Annotated in this window: 17 protein-coding genes and 1 tRNA gene; 12 read left to right on the top strand and 6 right to left on the bottom strand. The window is 65.7% G+C overall.

The window, feature by feature from the left end; translation table 11 throughout:
- Positions 1–2: 2 nt before the first annotated feature.
- Together pgaC and pgaD are read left to right on the top strand one after the other, a co-directional pair.
- Positions 3–1,256: a poly-beta-1,6-N-acetyl-D-glucosamine synthase gene (gene pgaC / locus H7A87_RS09315; RefSeq protein ID WP_119128429.1), complete on the top strand. Its 1,254-nt coding sequence runs from the start codon at positions 3–5 to the stop codon at positions 1,254–1,256.
- Positions 1,253–1,699 (top strand): poly-beta-1,6-N-acetyl-D-glucosamine biosynthesis protein PgaD, encoded by a 447-nt coding sequence (gene pgaD, locus H7A87_RS09310; protein WP_104585335.1) that lies wholly within the window; start codon positions 1,253–1,255, stop codon positions 1,697–1,699. The genes pgaC and pgaD overlap by 4 nt, the downstream gene beginning before the upstream one ends.
- 200 nt (positions 1,700–1,899) lie before the next feature.
- Here the strand turns inward: pgaD and H7A87_RS09305 are convergent, their stop codons facing one another.
- The 3 genes from H7A87_RS09305 to H7A87_RS09295 form a co-directional block, all read right to left on the bottom strand.
- Positions 1,900–2,433, bottom strand: coding sequence for a GNAT family N-acetyltransferase (locus H7A87_RS09305; RefSeq protein ID WP_180496959.1), 534 nt, complete (start codon positions 2,431–2,433; stop codon positions 1,900–1,902).
- A gap of 149 nt (positions 2,434–2,582) precedes the next feature.
- Complete coding sequence (locus H7A87_RS09300; RefSeq protein ID WP_119128428.1) at positions 2,583–3,020, bottom strand: GNAT family N-acetyltransferase; 438 nt, start codon at positions 3,018–3,020, stop codon at positions 2,583–2,585.
- Positions 3,021–3,328: 308 nt separating this feature from the next.
- Positions 3,329–3,405 (bottom strand) — tRNA-Arg (locus H7A87_RS09295).
- Positions 3,406–3,538: 133 nt separating this feature from the next.
- On the opposite strand from H7A87_RS09295, the gene H7A87_RS09290 reads away from it, so the two are divergent.
- From H7A87_RS09290 to H7A87_RS09255, 8 genes are all read left to right on the top strand, one after another.
- Entirely contained in the window at positions 3,539–5,071 is a 1,533-nt protein-coding gene (locus tag H7A87_RS09290) for an aldehyde dehydrogenase family protein (protein ID WP_119128427.1), read from the top strand.
- A gap of 341 nt (positions 5,072–5,412) precedes the next feature.
- Positions 5,413–5,697 carry a DUF4190 domain-containing protein gene (locus H7A87_RS09285; RefSeq protein ID WP_016903110.1) on the top strand — a complete coding sequence of 95 codons (285 nt, stop codon included), beginning with the start codon at positions 5,413–5,415 and terminating at the stop codon, positions 5,695–5,697.
- Positions 5,698–5,699: 2 nt separating this feature from the next.
- Complete coding sequence (locus H7A87_RS09280) at positions 5,700–6,467, top strand: class I SAM-dependent methyltransferase (RefSeq protein WP_164739366.1); 768 nt, start codon at positions 5,700–5,702, stop codon at positions 6,465–6,467.
- A gap of 5 nt (positions 6,468–6,472) precedes the next feature.
- Positions 6,473–7,528 (top strand): quinone-dependent dihydroorotate dehydrogenase, encoded by a 1,056-nt coding sequence (locus H7A87_RS09275; protein WP_104585325.1) that lies wholly within the window; start codon positions 6,473–6,475, stop codon positions 7,526–7,528.
- A complete protein-coding gene (gene murB / locus H7A87_RS09270) occupies positions 7,525–8,577 on the top strand; it encodes a UDP-N-acetylmuramate dehydrogenase (protein WP_119128425.1) in 1,053 nt (350 codons plus the stop codon). Before H7A87_RS09275 ends, murB begins: the two co-directional genes overlap by 4 nt.
- Positions 8,571–9,482, top strand: coding sequence for a DMT family transporter (locus tag H7A87_RS09265; RefSeq protein WP_104585321.1), 912 nt, complete (start codon positions 8,571–8,573; stop codon positions 9,480–9,482). Before murB ends, H7A87_RS09265 begins: the two co-directional genes overlap by 7 nt.
- Before the next feature lie 138 nt (positions 9,483–9,620).
- Positions 9,621–10,325: an aspartate/glutamate racemase family protein gene (locus tag H7A87_RS09260; protein ID WP_119128424.1), complete on the top strand. Its 705-nt coding sequence runs from the start codon at positions 9,621–9,623 to the stop codon at positions 10,323–10,325.
- A 165-nt stretch (positions 10,326–10,490) separates the two neighbouring features.
- Entirely contained in the window at positions 10,491–11,789 is a 1,299-nt protein-coding gene (locus H7A87_RS09255; protein ID WP_119128423.1) for an MFS transporter, read from the top strand.
- Positions 11,790–11,870: 81 nt separating this feature from the next.
- Here the strand turns inward: H7A87_RS09255 and H7A87_RS09250 are convergent, their stop codons facing one another.
- Together H7A87_RS09250 and ispG are read right to left on the bottom strand one after the other, a co-directional pair.
- Entirely contained in the window at positions 11,871–12,569 is a 699-nt protein-coding gene (locus H7A87_RS09250) for a phosphatase PAP2 family protein (protein ID WP_119128422.1), read from the bottom strand.
- Complete coding sequence (gene ispG, locus H7A87_RS09245; RefSeq protein ID WP_104585313.1) at positions 12,550–13,815, bottom strand: flavodoxin-dependent (E)-4-hydroxy-3-methylbut-2-enyl-diphosphate synthase; 1,266 nt, start codon at positions 13,813–13,815, stop codon at positions 12,550–12,552. The genes H7A87_RS09250 and ispG overlap by 20 nt, the downstream gene beginning before the upstream one ends.
- Before the next feature lie 120 nt (positions 13,816–13,935).
- Here ispG and H7A87_RS09240 point away from each other — a divergent pair, with 120 nt between their 5' ends.
- Complete coding sequence (locus H7A87_RS09240; RefSeq protein ID WP_164739365.1) at positions 13,936–15,162, top strand: ATP-binding protein; 1,227 nt, start codon at positions 13,936–13,938, stop codon at positions 15,160–15,162.
- Entirely contained in the window at positions 15,159–15,737 is a 579-nt protein-coding gene (locus H7A87_RS09235) for a response regulator transcription factor (RefSeq protein WP_104585309.1), read from the top strand. Before H7A87_RS09240 ends, H7A87_RS09235 begins: the two co-directional genes overlap by 4 nt.
- Positions 15,738–16,525: 788 nt before the next feature.
- Here H7A87_RS09235 and H7A87_RS09230 read toward each other — a convergent pair.
- On the bottom strand, positions 16,526–17,482 hold the full coding sequence (locus tag H7A87_RS09230) for a glycoside hydrolase family 5 protein (protein WP_104648599.1): 957 nt from the start codon (positions 17,480–17,482) through the stop codon (positions 16,526–16,528).
- Positions 17,483–17,780: the final 298 nt, after the last annotated feature.

The raw sequence follows: 17,780 nt of genomic DNA, 5'->3' as shown, positions 1-17,780 counted from the left end.
CGATGACGACCAGCATCCTCTTGGGCGCCCTGTTCAACTTCGCGTTTTTCTATCCCATCATCATGGCGTTCTTCTGGATGATCGGAGGCACGTACTACTACCTGCGACGCGAACGCGGCACGCCCGGCCCCTCGTCGCCGCCACCGTTGGCCAGCGAGCCGTTCGTATCGCTGCTGGTGCCCTGCTACAACGAGGCCAAGCATGTCGGCGAGACCATCGCCGCGATGAGTGCGCAGAACTATCCGGATTTCGAGATCATCGCCATCAACGATGGCAGCAGCGACAACACGGCCGAGGCACTCGACGATCTCACCCACCAGCATCCGCGCCTGCGCGTGGTGCACCTGGAACAGAACCACGGCAAGGCCAACGCACTGCGGGTCGGCACGCTGGCATCGCGCTCGGACTACCTGGTGTGCGTGGATGCCGACGCCATCCTGGACCCGAATGCCACGCGCTGGATGGTGGGCCACCTGATCTCCGGCCCGCGCGTCGGCGGTGTCACCGGCAATCCGCGCGTGCGCAACCGCACCACGCTGATGGGCCGCATGCAGGTGGGCGAATTTTCCGCCATCGTGGGCCTGATCAAACGTGCGCAGCGCGTCTACGGGCGCCTGTTCACCGTGTCGGGCGTGATCTGCGCGTTTCGCCGCTCGGCGCTGCACCACGTCGGCTTCTGGTCCGACAACATGGTCACCGAAGACATCGACATCTCCTGGCGTCTGCAGCTGGACGACTGGGATATCCGCTACGAGCCCAACGCGCTGTGCTGGATCCTGATGCCGGAGACCTTCCATGGCCTGTGGATGCAGCGCCTGCGCTGGGCGCGCGGCGGCGTGGAAGTGCTGCTGAGCCATGGCCGCCGCGTGCTGTCCTGGCGCAGCCGACGCATGTGGGGCGTGTTGCTGGAATACGCGCTCAGCCTGGCCTGGGCCTACACCATGCTCTTCATCATCGTGCTGTGGCTGCTTGGCAAGGTCATCCCGCTGCCGCCTGCGCTGTACGTCGACACCATCCTGCCGCGCTGGCACGGCCTGGTGCTGGCGGTGGTGTGCCTGATGCAGTTCGCCACCAGCCTGGTGATCGAACGCCGCTACGAAAAAGGCCTGGCGCGCCAGTTCTTCTGGGTGATCTGGTATCCGGTCGCCTTCTGGATGATCGGCATGCTCACTGCCGTCATCGCCTTCCCCCGCGCCCTGCTCGCACGTCGCAGCAAACGCGCCCGCTGGAAAAGCCCCGACCGAGGAATCCAATGACACCGCCCATCATCAACCTGCCACAACGCCTCGGCCGCTCGCGCCGCCTCGCCTACGGCGCCGCCACCGCCGGCGCCTGGATGGTCTATTTCTATCTATGGGCACCACTGGCGACGCTGATCGCCTGGTTCTTCGGCCTGCGCAGCGCCTACACGGAGCTGTATCTCAAGCACAACGCCCTGGATCCATTCGCGCTGGGCGCCCTGCCGGTGATCGCGCTGATGAGCGCCATCACCACCGTCGGCTGGGCCGAGTACAACCGCATCCGCTTCGCCAAGGCCGACCGGCGCAAGCGCCGCCCCACCGTGCTCGAACCGGAAGTCGATCAACGCCTGGGCGTCCCCGAACAGCTCGGCAGCCTGCTACGCCACAGCCGCATCTCATCGGTGGCGATGGACAAGTTTGCGCGGCCGGTGGGGGTGCGGGTGGTACGGCGCGGGTGAGTGGTTCTTGCAGTTCGTGCAACATCCTGGCGCAAAACCATGATGTTCGCTCCAGGCTCGGCCCGTATCAAAGAAACTGTGCAACGTGCGCACCGGCGGATGCACATTGCGGACAGGAGCCTGGGCACCGTGACGATTTATACGGTGAGAACAACCATGGCAACTCTCCACATCCACGCCATCAAAACAGCGGGCGCAGATCAGCTTCGGGCCGGGATCCTGTACACCACGGAATCGTATTTGACTCCCGAACTTCGCCCAACCTCGACGCCACCAAGGGACTCGGCGATGCGACGGCTTGGCCTATTCACATCCGCTACGGGATAGATGAATCCGGCAGAGCCAAACGCTTCCGCCCCCCAGCCGACAATTGTTCTAACCGCTTCACGCCCGTACCCATGGCCATGTTCGCTTTCCCGGATCCAGATGCCGACTTCCGGCTCAGGCGTACCTGTGCGATGAAGACCGCACAGTCCAGCAAATGCTCGCGTAGCGTCGATCCGTATCACAAAGTTGAAATCCTCCCCCTTTTCATTTTCCTTCAACCACCCTTGCCAGACACCCTTGAAATCCATCCGTGATTGCGGAGGATCAAACGACATGTAGCGCGTCACGGAAGGAGTGATGCATGCAAACACCTCGTCTGCATCAGCTGGCGTAAACGGCCGAAGTCGTAGGCGCGGCGACACCAGTTCGATCTGGCTCCAGTCCACTCGCAGGTGTTCCAACGTCATGCATTGCGATCCTTATCCAAGCAACGTCCCTAGCGTACTGCTGAGGTGCTCCCACGGCGATACCACGGTAAGCACATGCTCAATACACCTCGCGTGATTAAGCGGGCACCCGCCTAAGCCCGAGTCTCTCGTCAGTACATTTCCGGTTGTTATCTCTGGCACTTTTCAAAGCGGACATCACCTCCCGGCAAGTTCTTCACAGGCTGCCAGCCCAGGCTTCGATAAAAGCCACTCGCACGGCTAGCCTCAGCCGTTTCCAGCCAAATCGTCCGATGGCGCTGAAATAAGCAAGCCTCCGCTTTATCCATCAATCTGCGCCCCAATCCGTTCCCCTCGAAGCCGGGTAGAACGAAAGCGGCGAACACACATCCTTCCTCGACATCCACTATAGAAAAACCGACGGGGGCACCATTGACCTCGGCGACCCAAGCGCATGGGGTTTCTAGAATTGCCTTCTGTATGGTTGCGGGGGTAATACCCATTTCCACCAGTTGATCGCGGGAGAAATGATTTTCGTGAACCCTGGTGCGAATATCAAAAATTGCATCGATATCGGCCGGGCCAGCGAGTCTGCTGGTTTTCTCCATGATGCACTGCTTTATATTCAATCCATATGATCCAGATGGTTTTTAGATATCTGGCGTAATCAACGGCGACCTCGTTCGCATGGCAGCAGCTCCGTCATCTCACTCCTCCCGCTGCGTCGCAGCCGTGGCGGTACGTCTTTGAGATCGGCTTACGCATCATGACCGCTTGCGTGCCGGTTGGACCAGCCCATGACCGCCGCTGCCCATTTGCCAGATCATTCCGATCAGGTGGAAACATCTTCGAGGATGAGCCGGCACACATGTGCCTGCCGAAACCAAACCGCTCGAGATGCTAAGTGATTGATTCCTGGTGACCCCGGCCCGATTCGAACGGGCGACCTTCCCCTTAGGAGGGGGACGCTCTATCCAGCTGAGCTACGGGGCCAAGGTGGGCATTGTCGCACGATCGTTGCGATTGCCAAGCCGGTGGGTGGTTGGCGGAGCCTGCTAAAATCGGCGGCTACCCGTGTCGCGGTGGCCCTGGCTGCCGCGCGACCGTCCCGACCTTTGGAGATCCCATGTCCGCTGACCTGCTCAAGGCGCTCGACCTCGCCGCGTCCAATTCCGGTACCTATCTTGGCGAGGCGACCTGGTCGCAGGCGACCGGCGCCGGGGTGCTGCAGCCGCTCAATCCGACCACCAATGCGGTGATCGCCGATGTGCAGGCGACCACGCCGGAGGATTACGAGCTGATCGTCCAGCGTGCGCAGGCCGCCTTCAAGGTCTGGCGGACCACGCCGGCGCCGCGCCGTGGGGAAGCCGTCCGCCTGTGTGGCGAGGCGCTGCGCGCGCACAAGGATGCGCTGGGCTCGCTGGTGGCGCTGGAAATGGGCAAGAGCAAGCCCGAGGGCGATGGCGAGGTGCAGGAGATGATCGACATCGCCGACTTCGCAGTGGGCCAGAGCCGCATGCTCTATGGCTACACCATGCATTCGGAACGTCCCGGCCACCGCATGTATGAGCAGTACCAGCCGCTGGGCCTGGTCGGCATCATCAGTGCGTTCAACTTCCCGGTGGCGGTGTGGGCGTGGAATGCGTTCCTGGCGGCGATCTGCGGCGATATCTGCATCTGGAAGCCGTCCAACAAGACCCCGCTGACCGCGATCGCGACGATGAAGATCTGCAATGCCGCGCTCAAGGACGCCGGCTTCCCGGACATCTTCTTCCTGATCAACGATGCCGGCACCTCCCTGTCCGAGAAGCTGGTCGAGGACGGCCGCGTGCCGCTGATCAGCTTCACCGGGTCGACCCAGATCGGCCGCGTGGTTGCGGAAAAAGTCGCGCGCCGCCTGGGCCGTTGCCTGCTCGAACTGGGCGGCAACAACGCCATCATCCTGGACGAAACCGCCGACCTGAAGCTGGCCATCCCCGGCATCGTGTTCGGCGCGGTGGGCACCGCCGGGCAGCGCTGCACCACCACGCGCCGCCTGATCGTGCATGAATCCATCTACGACAACGTGCTGGCCACGCTGGTCAAGGCGTACAAGCAGCTCGACAGCAAGATCGGCGACCCCACCGACCCGGCCAACCTGATGGGCCCGCTCAACAGCCAGGGCGCGGTGGAGCAGTTCCTGGCCTCGATCGCCAAGGCCAAGGCGGCCGGCGGCACGGTCGAAGTGGGCGGCACCGCGATCGATCGCCCTGGCAACTTCGTGCTGCCGGCGATCGTCACCGGGCTGCAGAACAGCGACGCGGTGGTGCAGCACGAGACCTTCGCGCCGATCCTGTATGTGATGAAGTACAGCACGCTGGACGAGGCGATCGAGCTGCAGAACGGCGTGCCGCAGGGCCTGTCGTCGTCGATCTTCACCCAGAACCTGAAGGCGGCCGAGAAGTTCCTGTCGGCGGCCGGCAGCGACTGCGGCATCGCCAACGTCAACATCGGCACCTCCGGTGCGGAGATCGGCGGTGCGTTCGGTGGCGAGAAGGAGACCGGCGGTGGCCGCGAATCCGGCTCGGATGCGTGGAAGGTCTATATGCGTCGCCAGACCAATACGATCAACTACTCCGACTCGCTGCCGCTGGCACAGGGCATCAAGTTCGATCTCTGATCGACGTGTGCAGGCGCGCCGGGCATCGCGCCGGCGCGCTATCGCATGCGTGCCGGACCATGGCTGCTCCGGTGCGTCCGCGCCCGGCATCCACGCTCCCGGCGGCGTGGCCCCGATGCCGTGGTCACAGCCGTGAGTCGCACCTGCGCATCATCTGTGCGTCCACGATTGCCCTCGCCGCTCAGTCCGATGCCGGGGCGAGCAGACCTCCAGCCCCGCCCGTTCGCGTCAAACCCGACCACGCGATTGCGTTTGGCCGCAGATGGCACGCCATTCGGGCGGCGGCTCTGGGATAATCGGGCCACGCCAGCCGTCGGCTGCCGCCACTTCAGGAGTTCATGATGAACGTCGTCGTTCGACAGACCAGCGCCATGGCCATCGTCAGCCTGGTCTCGGGCATTCTCGGCTGGACGCTGATCCCGTTCCTCGGCAGCCTCTGCGCCATCATCACCGGCCATCTGGCGCGCGGCGAAATCCGCCGCAATCCGCAGGGGCTGGACGGCGACGGGCTGGCCATCGGCGGGCTGATTCTTGGCTGGTTGGCGGTTGCGCTCTGGGTGGCAGGGGTGGCGATCTTCATCCTGTTCTTCGGCGGCCTGGCCTGGCTTGCGGCCGCCAACAGTTGAGCATGGCCGCGCCCTCCTCCGCCCAACGCTTCAACGACCGCGTCGCGGCCTATGTGCGCTACCGGCCAAGCTATCCGCCACAACTGCTGCGCTGGCTGCACGAAGAGCTGGGCGTGACGCCGGCCACCACGGTGGCCGATATCGGTGCCGGCACCGGCATCTCCAGCCGGCTGTTCCTGGAGGCCGGCTATCCCGTCACGGCGGTGGAACCCAACCCGGCCATGCGCGAAGCCGCGCAACAGTGGCTGGCGGAATTCCCCACCTTCCGCGCGGTCGACGGCACCGCCGAGGCCACCGGGCTGGCCGCTGCCAGTGTCGGATTGGTGTCCGCAGCACAGGCCTTCCACTGGTTCGACGTTCGGGCGGTGCGCGCCGAATGGGCGCGCATCCTGCAGCCCGGCGGGCTGGCAGTGATCTACTGGAACAGCCGCGAACTGGACACCACCGACTTCCTGCGCGGCTACGAACAACTGCTGCTGGACTACGGCACCGACTATTCGGCCGTGGCCGAGCGCTATCAGGACGATGCCACCATGCAGGCGTGGTTCGGCGACGGCTTCCGCGCGATGGCACGCTTTCCCAACGTGCAGCGGCTGGATTTCGATGCCTTGCGTGGCCGGCTGTTGTCTTCGTCATATGCGCCGCTGGCGCATGACCCGCGTCATGTCCCGATGCTCGCCGCGCTGCGCACGCTGTTCGATGCGCACGCGCGCGACGGGCTGATCGACTTCCAATACCAGACCCGGGTGTTCGCCGGGGGATTGAACTGACCCACATGTATTCGCTTGCCCGCCCCTTGCTGTTTTCCCTCGACGCCGAGCGCGCCCATGCGCTGGCACTGCGCTCCATCGATGTTGCCTACCGCACCGGTACCACGTCGCTGCTGGCCAGGCGCCCGGAACCGCTGCCGACACCGGCCTTCGGGCTGATGTTTCCCAACCCGGTCGGTCTCGGTGCCGGCCTGGACAAGAACGGCGAGCACATCGATGCGCTGCTTGCGCTTGGCTTTGGGTTTGTCGAGATCGGCACGGTGACCCCGCGGCCGCAGGAGGGCAATCCCAAGCCGCGCATGTTCCGCTTGCCGGAGTACCAGGCGGTGATCAACCGCATGGGCTTCAACAACCTGGGCGTGGATGTGCTGGTGGCCAACGTGCAACGCGCGCGTCGTCGCGGCGGCCTGCTCGGCATCAACATCGGCAAGAACAAGGACACGCCCAACGAAGAGGCGACCAGCGATTACCGCTATTGCATGGAGCGCGTCTACCCGCTGGCCGACTACATCACCGTCAACATCTCCTCGCCCAACACCGCCGGCTTGCGCGAACTGCAGGAAGAACAGGCGCTGCGTCGGCTGATCGCCGACCTGCGCGAAACCCAGGAAGCCCTGGCCGCGCAACACGGCAAGCGCGTGCCGATGCTGGTGAAGGTGGCGCCCGACCTCAACGACCGCGACATCGATGCGGCCGCGCGCGTGCTGGCCGACCTGGCGGTGGATGGCGTGATCGCCACCAACACCACGGTGACGCGCACCTTGATCGCCAATCATCCGCTGGCTGGCGAGGCTGGCGGCCTGTCGGGTGCACCGCTGCTGGGGCAGTCCACGCTGGTGCTGCGCCGCTTGCGCGCCCGCCTGCCCGAGTCGATTCCGTTGATCGGCGTGGGCGGCATCAATTCCGGTGCGGACGCGGTGGCCAAGATGGCGGCCGGCGCGACCCTGGTGCAGTGCTACAGCGGCCTGGTCTATCGCGGGCCGCCGCTGATCGGCGAATGCGTCAATGCAATCCGCCGCCGCCGCGAGGCGCCCAGCGGCGGTGCGGTGTCGCCGTTATGAGCACCGCAGCGCAGGCCGGCTGGCGCTTGAGCGAGCACGCGCCACTGCGCGCGCTCAATACCTTCCATGTGGAGGCCACGGCACGCTGGTTGCTGGGCATCCACGCACCCGATGCGCTGCCGCAGGCGCTGGCGGCACCGGAGATCGCCGGGCAACCACTGCTGGTGTTGGGCAGCGGCAGCAACGTGCTGCTGGCCGGCGACCCGCCGGGCTGCGTGCTGTGTTTCGAAAACCGCGACATCGCCATCATTGCGCACCACGCCGACCATGCCATCGTGCGCGCCGGTGCCGGCGTCAACTGGCATGCGCTGGTGTTGTATTCGCTGCAGCAGGGGTTGTCGGGGCTGGAGAACCTGGCCTTGATTCCCGGCACGGTCGGCGCCTGCCCGATCCAAAACATCGGCGCATACGGCGCGCAGGTGGGCGACTTCATCCATGTGGTGGATGCCTTCGACCTGCAGGCCCAGCAATTCGTGCGACTGACGGCGGCCGAGTGCGCCTTTGCCTATCGCGACAGCGTGTTCAAGCAGCAGCCGGAGCGTTACCTGATCGTCGCGGTGGAATTCAATCTGCCGCTGCTGCATGAGTTGCGGCTGGACTATGCCGGCATCCGCGAGGAACTGGCCAGCATGGGCGCCGAACTGGCCGGTGCCGCAGATGTGGCGCAGGCGGTGATCAATATCCGTCGGCGCAAGCTGCCGGACCCGGATGTGCTCGGCAATGCCGGCAGCTTCTTCAAGAATCCGTTGCTGCCCAGCGAGCAGATCGCCGCGTTGCAGGCCACATTCGCCGACATGCCGGTGTATCCCGGCGAACAGCCCGGCCAGGGCAAGTTGTCGGCGGCCTGGTTGATCGAACAGTGCGGCTGGAAAGGCCGGCGCGAGGGCGATGCCGGGGTATCGCCGGACCACGCGCTGGTGCTGGTCAACTACGGCACTGCCAGCGGTGCGCAACTGCTGGATGTTGCGCGGCGCATCGCCGAGTCGGTGCGCGAGCGTTATTCGGTGATCCTGGAGCCGGAGCCACGCATCATCGGAGCGCATTGGTGACCGCAGCGCAGGCGTCGCGACGTGCCGCGCTTTGGATGCTCACCAGTACCTTCGCCTTCGGCCTGATGGCCATCTGCATCCGGCTGGCGTCAAGCACGATCGCCACCACCGAGATCGCGTTCTTTCGCAATGCGTTCGGGCTGCTGGCCCTGTTGCCGCTGATCCTGCGCCCCGGCAAGGCGCTGCCGCGCACGCGGCAGTTGCCGCAATATCTGGCACGCACCCTGATCGGCCTGGCCTCGATGCTGTGCGGGTTCTGGGCGATCGGCCACCTGCCGTTGTCGCAGGCGATCTCGCTGTCGTATTCCACCCCGTTGTTCGTCACCGTCCTTGCCGTGGTGTGGCTGCGCGAACAGGTGCGCCTGCGGCGCTGGCTGGCGGTGGCGGCCGGATTCATCGGCGTGCTGGTGATCCTGCGGCCGGGCTCGTCCACCTTTACGCCCGGGCTGCTGATTGCGCTGCTGGCGGCGGTGATCAGCGCCGTGGTGGCGATCCAGATCAAGCAGCTCTCGCGCAGCGACGACTCGGACACCGTGGTGTTCTACACCTATGTGTTCTGGGTGCCGATGTCGCTGATTCCGGCACTGTTCCAGTGGACCTGGCCGCACGGTATCGACTGGCTCTGGCTGGCGGCGACCGGCATCTTCGGTACCGCCGGGCAGCTGTTCTGGACGCGCGCGCTCAAGCTGGGCGAAGTCTCCGCACTGCAGCCGATCAGCTTCATGCAGCTGCCGCTGGTGGCGCTGCTGGGCTGGTGGCTGTTCGGCGAGGCGATCGAACACCATACCCTGGTCGGTGCGGCCATCATCATCAGTGCCAACGTCTACATCGCGCATCGCGAAAGCGTGCTGGCACGCCGCGCCGCCACGCATGCGCCGCTGGAAGGCGCAAAACCGGGCGAGTGATCGACCGTCCGCAGGCGGCCTGACCGGCGCGCAATGGCGTGGCGACGCTGCCGACGTACACTGCGCCGGTACGCGCTCCCCGGGCATCGAAGGGCGATGCGTACGCACATTCGTTGACTGTTCCAAGGTGAGGTCGGTATGCCGGTTCCAAGCAAAACCATCGGCCTGATCGGCGGCATGAGCTGGGAATCCACCCTGCCCTACTACCGCATCATCAACCAGCGGGTGCGCCATGCCTGCGGCGGCCTGCACTCGGCCAAGGTCTTGCTGTACAGCGTCAATTTCCATGAGATCGAGCGCCTGCAACACGCCGGCGACTGGGACGGCGCCGGCCGGGCGATGGCAGCAGCGGCGCGCGCGCTGCATGCCGGTGGCGCCGACTTCCTGGTGCTGTGCACCAACACCATGCATTGCGTTGCCGATGCGATCACCTCCGCCACGCCGCTGCCATTGCTGCATATCGCCGATGCCACGGCCGAGGCGCTGATTGCGGCGGGCGTCACCCGGGTCGGGCTGCTCGGCACGCGTTTCACCATGGAACAGCCGTTCTATCGCGAGCGCCTGGCTGCGCGTGGCCTGCAGGTGCTGGTACCGCCGGCCGACGTACGCGCGCAGCTGCATCGGGTGATCTACGACGAACTCTGCCAGGGCATCATCCGGCCGGCGTCGCGCGGCTATTTTCGTCAGGTCATGGCCGACCTGGGCCAGGATGGCGCGCAAGCGATCATCCTGGGCTGTACCGAGATTTCGCTGCTGGTGGACAGCAGCGATGCACAGTTGCCGTTGTTCGACACCACCGCCCTGCATGCCGAAGCGGCCGCGCACGCAAGTGTGCGCGACTGACCGCCACCAAAGGCGCAGCCAGCGCGCCTTTCCCGAAGTGCCCCCGCCCCGCCGTTGCGTGCAAACGTGCAAGCTGCGCATTGCCGCAGCGATGGCATGGGTGCCTCACACTCCGCGGCTGCAGCACACGCATGCGCGCGATCACCTGCCACAGGATGTCATGCCTTGAAGACCCGTCCAGCAACAGGCACTGCACCAGCAAGCCAGCTCACACGCGGCGATTACAAGACGCTGGCCTTGTCCGCACTGGGCGGCGCACTGGAATTCTACGACTTCATCATTTTCATTTTCTTCGCCACGGTGCTGGGGCAGCTGTTCTTCCCGCCGGGCATTCCGGAGTGGATGCGGCAGTTGCAGACCTTCGGCATCTTTGCAGCCGGGTACCTGATCCGCCCGCTGGGCGGCATGGTGATGGCGCACTTCGGCGATTTGCTCGGTCGCAAGCGCATGTTCGCGCTGAGCATCGGGCTGATGGCGTTGCCGACGCTGGCCATCGGCGTGCTGCCGACCTACGCGCAGATCGGCCTGGCCGCCCCCTTACTGCTGCTGACGATGCGGTTGCTGCAGGGCGCGGCCATCGGCGGCGAAGTCCCCAGTGCATGGGTCTTCGTCGCAGAACACGTGCCTGCACAGCGCAGGGGACTGGCGTGCGGGACCTTGACGGCCGGCCTGGCAGCCGGCGTGTTGCTCGGCTCGCTCAGTGCCGGGGCGATCAATCGCGCCTTCACATCGCAGGAAATCGCCGAAGGCGCCTGGCGCCTGCCGTTCCTGGCCGGTGGCATCTTCGGCCTGCTTTCGGTGTATCTGCGGCGCTGGCTGCACGAAACACCGGTGTTCGCCGAGCTGATGGCGATGCGTGCCCTGGCACGCGAGACGCCGCTCAAGGTGGTGCTGCGCGATCATCCACGCAGTGTGGCGCTGTCGTTGTGGCTGACCTGGATGGTGGCAGCCGGGGTGCTGGTGGTGTCGTTGATGACGCCGACGCTGCTGCAGAGCGCGTACCACTATCCGGCAGCGGTCGCCTTGCAGGCCAATCTGCTTGCGGTCCTGCTGCAGGCGGCCGGCTCGATCGTGGCCGGCGCCTTGTCCGATCGCTACGGCAATGGACGCGTGCTGCTTGCCGGCAGCGTATTCCTGGGCGCCAGCGCCTGGCTGTTCTATCGGCTGGCCGGCGATCCGCAGTTGCTGTTTCCGCTGTATGCCCTGATGGGCGCGGCGCTCGGCGTCCTGGGCGCGGTCCCGCGCGTCATGGTCGAGGCGTTTCCGCCGGTGGTGCGCCTGTCCGGCGTGTCGTTTGCCTACAACCTGGGCTATGCGGTGTTTGGTGGCCTGACCCCGCTGGTGGTGGTGATGCTGCTCAAGCAGCACCCGATGGGACCGGCGTATTACATGATTCTGCTGGCCGTGATCGGCAGCGTGATCGGGCTGCAGTTGCGGCGCCGGGAGCTGGCAAGCCCTCGCTGAGTCAAAGACAGCGGGGTATTGGCGCCACGCTAGGCACCCCGGCCTGCGCCGACCGCGTTCGACTGCAAAGCGGTCGTGCCCTCAGGTCGAAGCGGGATGGCGACGCCAATGCGGCCGCCGCGCGCCGCGAAACATCACCAGATACAGCCCGACCACCCACACCAGCGCGGCCGACCAGCCGCCCAGGATGTCGGAGGGATAATGCACCCCCAGGTAGATCCGCGACACCCCCACCAGCACCGCGAACCCACTTGCGGCAATGGCCACCGGCCAGCGCCAGCGGGTGTTCCACGCCAGCGCGACGACCACCGCGGCGAGCGTCATCGAGCCCATCGCATGCCCGCTGGGAAAGCTGAAGGTGCTTTCCGGGGCGATCGATTCCCACAGGCTGGGGCGGTCGCGCTGGAAGACCTGCTTGGCGCCCATGTTCAACAAGGCCGAGCCAGCAAAGCCAAGTGCGGCAAAGGTTCCCTCGCGCCAGCGCCGCAGCATCAGCAATACCAGCACGATGGCGATATCGGCCGGGATCACCCCGTACTGGTAGCCCAGCTTGGAAACCACCCCGAAAAACGCATCCAGCCCCGGCGTGGCGACGCTGCGCATGCTCCACAGCAAGGGTTCGTCGAAGTAAAAATTTTCCAGTTCGTGGACTTCGTCGGCCAGGTCGACGAACAGGCCCAGCGGCAGCAACACGCCGGCAAACAGCAGCGCCATGCGCCACGCATTGCTGCGCAGCCATCCCCTGAAACCGGCCGGCGATTCAGCCGGCGCGGCGGACATAGGTGCGTTCGACGTACTGATCGATCAGATCGATGAACTCGTAGGCAATGTTCTCGCCACGCAGGGTGACGCTTTTCTCGCCATCGATGAACACCGGCGCCGACGGCGCCTCGCCGGTGCCTGGCAACGAGATGCCGATGTTGGCATGGCGCGATTCGCCCGGCCCGTTGACCACGCAGCCCATCACCGCCAGGGTCATGTTCTCCGCGCCGGGGTTGCTGATCTTCCACTCCGGCATCTTGGCGCGCACATGGTTCTGCACCACGCCGGCCAGTTCCTGGAAGAACTCGGAGGTGGTGCGGCCGCAGCCCGGGCAGGCCGTGACCATCGGCGTGAAGGCGCGCTGGCCGGTGGTCTGCAGCAATTCCTGCGCGACGACCACTTCCTGGGTGCGCGACTGGCCCGGCTCCGGCGTCAGCGAGATGCGGATGGTGTCGCCGATGCCTTCCTGCAGCAGCACGCTCAGCGCCGCGGCCGAGGCCACGATGCCCTTGCTGCCGATACCGGCTTCGGTCAGGCCCAGATGCAGCGCAAAGTCGCAGCGGCTCGCCATGTCGCGATACACCGCGATCAGCTCCTGCACGCCGGACACCTTGGCCGACAGGATGATGCGCTCGCGCGCCAGGCCCAGTTCCACCGCGCGCTCGGCCGAATCCACTGCCGAGCGGATCAGCGCTTCGCGCAGCACGCGGCCGGCATCCCAGGGCGTGTCGCGCTGCGAGTTCTCGTCCATCAGCTGCGCTGCCAGCGACTGGTCCAGCGAGCCCCAGTTGGCGCCGATGCGCACCGGCTTGTCGTACTTGATCGCAAACTCGATCAGCTGCGCGAACTGAAGATCCTTCTTCTTGCCGAAGCCGACATTGCCCGGATTGATGCGGTACTTGGCCAGCGCTTCGGCGCAGGCCGGCTCGGCGGCAAGCAGCTGATGCCCGTTGTAGTGGAAGTCGCCGATCAACGGCACCTCGATCCCCATCATGCGCAGCTTGTCGACGATGCGCGGAATGGCCGCGGCCGACTCGGCGTTGTTGACGGTCAGGCGCACCATTTCCGAGCCGGCGCGCCACAGGTCGGCCACCTGCTTGACGCTGCCGGCGATGTCGGCGGTGTCGGTATTGGTCATCGACTGGACGACCACCGGGTGGCCACCGCCAACGGTCACGCTGCCGATCTTGACGGCCTGGGTGATGCGGCGCGGCCAGGCGGTGGCGTCGGCGGGAGGGGTTGGGCGAGTCACGGCGTCGTACATCGCGGTATTTTAGCCTGTCATCGGTCCGCTCACAGCTGAAGCGCTGCGCGCGCCGTCTTCCAGGCCGATGCGACGGTTTGTCGCAGGCCGCCACGCCCCCGAGCGCATAGCATTGCCGTGATGAATTCCTCAGACGCCTCCTTCCTGCGGACCCTGTGCAGCCTGCGCTGGCTGGCCACTGCCGGCCAGGCCGCCACCATCCTGGTCGCCACCGGGCTGATGGGCCTGGATCTGCCGCAGCAACCCTTGTGGGCCGGCGTGGCCGCGCTGGCGGTGTTCAACCTGTATGCACAGCTGCGGGTGGCCCATCGCGGCGCGGTCAGCCCGGCCACCGAATTCGGCCACATCCTGGTCGATGTCACGGTGCTGACCTGGATGGTGGGCTGGAGCGGCGGCATCGCCAACCCGTTCGGCTCCCTGTTCCTGGTGCTGATCGCCCTGGCCGCGCTGGCCCTGCCGCTGGGCTGGGCGATGGCGGTGGCGGCGGCCTGCGTGGCCGGTTATGTGATCAGTGCAGCGTTCGGGCTGCCGCTGCCCTACGGCAGTTTCGACCCGCTAAGCCTGCACATGTGGGGCATGGCCGCCAACTTCCTGTTGTCCACGGTGGTGGTGCTGGCCTTCGCCACCCGGCTGGCCTTGTCGATGCGCGAACGCGAGCGCGAGATTTCCACGCTGCGCGAGCGCTTTGCGCGCAACGAGGGCATCGTGGCGCTGGCCACGCATGCGGCCTCGGTCGCGCATGAGTTGAACACGCCGCTGGCGACGATGACGCTGCTGGTCGACGACATCGCCGACCAGTGCGACCAGAGCGAATTGCGCGAGGACCTGGACACCCTGCGCGAGCTGCTGGTGCAGTGCCACGAGCGCGTGCTGGCGCTGGCCGCACCGGCCGACAACGGCCACCTCAGCCGCGAAGTCGCGGTCAAGGACGTGCTGGAACAATGGCGGCTGGTGCGCCCGACCATCGAGCTGCGCCGCAACGACGATGCGCCGATGCGCCTGCTGCTGCAGCCCGGGGTCAGCCATCTGCTGATGGTGTTGCTCAACAATGCGGCCGATGCCGGCGAACGGGCCGGCCGGCCGCAGATCGACCTGACGCTGCGCGTGGAGCAGGATCATCTCAGCGGCGAAGTACGCGACTACGGTCCGGGCTTCGATACCTCGCAAGCCATGCTGCCCGGCACCCTGTTCAACAGCGGCAAGCATGACGGCATGGGTGTTGGGCTGGCGCTGTCGCATGCCACCGTCGAACGGCTGCAGGGCGAGTTGTGGATGCTGCCCGCCGAAGGCAGCGGCGCCCGCGTCGGTTTCCGTCTGCCGCTCTCCGAACACGAGGCACTTGCATGACAAGCACTCCCCTGCGCACCGGCCTGCTGGTCGACGACGACACCTTGTACCTGCGCACGCTGCAACGCAGCCTCGCCCGCCGCGGTGTGGACACCCTGACCGCCACCGATGCGGCCAGTGCCTTGTCGACCGCACGCAGCGCCCTGCCGGATTTCGCCCTGATCGATCTCAAGCTCGGCCATGATTCCGGCCTGAGCCTGATCCAGCCGTTGCGCGAGATCCGCGCCGACATGCGCATCCTGCTGGTCACCGGCTACGCGAGCATCGCCACCGCCGTGGAGGCCATCAAGCTCGGTGCCGACGACTATCTGCCCAAGCCGGCCAATATCCCCACCATCATGCGGGCACTGGGCGAAGAGGACGACGAGCTGCCCGAGCCGGACGAAGAAGAAACCGCCCGGGAAATGATGACACCGCTGAGCCGCCTGCAATGGGAGCACATCCAGCAGGCGCTGCACGAGACCGGCGGCAATGTCTCGGCTGCCGCACGCCTGCTCGGCATGCACCGCCGCTCGCTGCAGCGCAAGTTGACCAAGCGGCCAAGCCCGGGGCCATTACGCGAGCCTGGGCGTTGAGACGCGGCCAGTTGCCGTGAGGACAAATCGGTCGAGGGCGCAGCGCCCTCGCCGCTCGCCGGACACGCCGTGACCCCATCCCCAGGGGCGCGTTGGCGGCATCCATGCCGCCAACGTTCCGGCGACCGGCAAGGACACCGCACCAGGCAGTTGGTCGACGCTCTTGTGAGAGCTGTCTGTCGTGCGGCGCCCATCAGACAGGGAGCCCACGCGTCGTGAGCGAACGACGCATCCAGCACCGCGCTTACCGTGCACACCGACCATCTCAACTGGTCCTTGCCCGCTCACCGTCGCGGGACCCTGAGCGGCATGGATGCCGCGCCGGAGCCTACATGGACGTACTTGCGGCGTGTCCCGCGATGGTGGGCGGGCAAGGGCCCTGCAGCCAACGCGCAGCGTCGAGGGCGCGGCGCCCTCACCGCTTGCGGGACACGCCGTGAACCCATCCCTGGGAGCTCGGTGGCGGCATCCATGCCGCCACACGGTCCCGCAACCGGCAAGGACACCGCACCAGACAGTTGGTCGGCGCTCATCTGAAAGCTGTCTGTAATGCGGCGGTGTGCAGATGCTTCACGATCGAGCAAGGCGTATCCGGCACTGCTCTTAACTTTGAGTACCGACCATCTCGACTGGTCCTTGCCCGCTCACCGTCGCGGGACCTTACGCGGCATGGATGCCGCGTAAGAGCCTCCATGGACGGATTCACGGCGTGTCCCGCCATGGTGGCCGGGCGAGGGCCTGCAACCAAGCGCCGGATCGACCGCTCTACCGACTGTGGAGCTTCAATCTCAACGCGGGCCGAATACGCTCGCCCTGCGCGAGGTCGCGGTGATGCCATCGGCGCCCAGGATCAAGTTGCGGCCCCAACTGCTGAGGCGCGTGGCGTTCCAGCCGATTGCGATATCCAGCGATTGCGTGCTGCTGTCGTTGCCCGACCAGGACCAGCCCAGGTAGCCAACGTTGTATTCGCGGGCGCGACGCATGATCGCCGCCTCGTCCACCTGCGCGCCGCGATGGTCTCCTCCGAACTCGCCGATGACCAGTGCCAGCTTTTTATCGCGGAAGGCGCGCAAATACTTGTTGACCGTTGCATCGCTGCCGAACACTTCGTACATGTGCACGCTGAAGATCAGGTTGCGGCGGCTGTCGCGCGCCAGCAAGGCGGCCGCGTTGTCGCGCATGTAGAACTTCCAGTCCTGGCCCCAGTTCGGTGCATCCACCATCAATGCGTGGGTCAGCCCGGTCTTGCGCAACGCGGCGATCGCCGTTGCATGGCCATTGACCCATTCGCTGGCGCTCAACTGGTTGCCGAACGGCTCGTTGCCGATGTTGATGATGACGTGGTCTTCGTTGCCGATCAGTGCCTTGCGGATGCTGGTCCAGTACGCAGTGGCATGGGACAGACCAGCGGCGGCGCCGTCTTCGCCATAGCCGGTGGTGTCGTGCACTTCCAGCACCGCGATCAAGCCCAGGCTTTTGCAACGCGCGATGATGCGCGCCACCTCGGCCTCCGGCGTACGGTTCCAGCGATAACCGGAACTGAGCACCACACGCACGCTGTTGGCGCCGGTGGCGGCAATGGCGGCCAGGGCCGCATCGGTTCGGCTTGCGTACCAGGCGTGCGGCAGATTGACGCCACGCAATACCACGGTATTGCCATTGGACTCACGCAGCTGGGTGCCGGACACCGACAGCCCTGCGTGCGCGGCAGACGACAATGCCAGGCCTGCAACGACCAGCAGCATGCGGCGGGCAAAACGGGGCAACGGTGATTTCACGATCGATTCCCAGGCAGCGGGGAGGATGACGGGCGATGGCGTAACTCACAGCGCCCGTGAACACTGTGTCAATTTGCGGTAGCTGTTGATGCAACCCCTGTCACACAATGAGCAGGCACCGAAATCAGGTGCGCTGAATCGTTACGGCTCGTGGGACGACAAGGCGGGCTTACCACCAGTGATCGGCCAGGCGTCGATAATGTTGAGCAACGCGCATCGGTGCCGACGGCGCTGCCGGACCGCTGCTTACATCGGGCATGACGCA

This window comes from Xanthomonas sp. CPBF 426 (assembly GCF_903989465.1).
Taxonomy (GTDB): domain Bacteria; phylum Pseudomonadota; class Gammaproteobacteria; order Xanthomonadales; family Xanthomonadaceae; genus Xanthomonas; species Xanthomonas euroxanthea.
Note: the sequence above shows the minus strand (reverse complement) of the source record. Positions and strands in the feature narration are given on the sequence as shown.

What these genes read in the sequence shown, in the direction of transcription:
- pgaC (WP_119128429.1), top strand. Translation starts at nt 3, where the DNA reads ATGACGACCAGCATCCTCTTGGGCGCCCTGTTCAACTTCGCGTTTTTC.
- pgaD (WP_104585335.1), top strand. Translation starts at nt 1,253, where the DNA reads ATGACACCGCCCATCATCAACCTGCCACAACGCCTCGGCCGCTCGCGC.
- H7A87_RS09305 (WP_180496959.1), bottom strand. Translation starts at nt 2,433, where the DNA reads ATGACGTTGGAACACCTGCGAGTGGACTGGAGCCAGATCGAACTGGTG.
- H7A87_RS09300 (WP_119128428.1), bottom strand. Translation starts at nt 3,020, where the DNA reads ATGGAGAAAACCAGCAGACTCGCTGGCCCGGCCGATATCGATGCAATT.
- H7A87_RS09290 (WP_119128427.1), top strand. Translation starts at nt 3,539, where the DNA reads ATGTCCGCTGACCTGCTCAAGGCGCTCGACCTCGCCGCGTCCAATTCC.
- H7A87_RS09285 (WP_016903110.1), top strand. Translation starts at nt 5,413, where the DNA reads ATGAACGTCGTCGTTCGACAGACCAGCGCCATGGCCATCGTCAGCCTG.
- H7A87_RS09280 (WP_164739366.1), top strand. Translation starts at nt 5,700, where the DNA reads ATGGCCGCGCCCTCCTCCGCCCAACGCTTCAACGACCGCGTCGCGGCC.
- H7A87_RS09275 (WP_104585325.1), top strand. Translation starts at nt 6,473, where the DNA reads ATGTATTCGCTTGCCCGCCCCTTGCTGTTTTCCCTCGACGCCGAGCGC.
- murB (WP_119128425.1), top strand. Translation starts at nt 7,525, where the DNA reads ATGAGCACCGCAGCGCAGGCCGGCTGGCGCTTGAGCGAGCACGCGCCA.
- H7A87_RS09260 (WP_119128424.1), top strand. Translation starts at nt 9,621, where the DNA reads ATGCCGGTTCCAAGCAAAACCATCGGCCTGATCGGCGGCATGAGCTGG.
- H7A87_RS09250 (WP_119128422.1), bottom strand. Translation starts at nt 12,569, where the DNA reads ATGTCCGCCGCGCCGGCTGAATCGCCGGCCGGTTTCAGGGGATGGCTG.
- ispG (WP_104585313.1), bottom strand. Translation starts at nt 13,815, where the DNA reads ATGTACGACGCCGTGACTCGCCCAACCCCTCCCGCCGACGCCACCGCC.
- H7A87_RS09240 (WP_164739365.1), top strand. Translation starts at nt 13,936, where the DNA reads ATGAATTCCTCAGACGCCTCCTTCCTGCGGACCCTGTGCAGCCTGCGC.
- H7A87_RS09235 (WP_104585309.1), top strand. Translation starts at nt 15,159, where the DNA reads ATGACAAGCACTCCCCTGCGCACCGGCCTGCTGGTCGACGACGACACC.
- H7A87_RS09230 (WP_104648599.1), bottom strand. Translation starts at nt 17,482, where the DNA reads ATGCTGCTGGTCGTTGCAGGCCTGGCATTGTCGTCTGCCGCGCACGCA.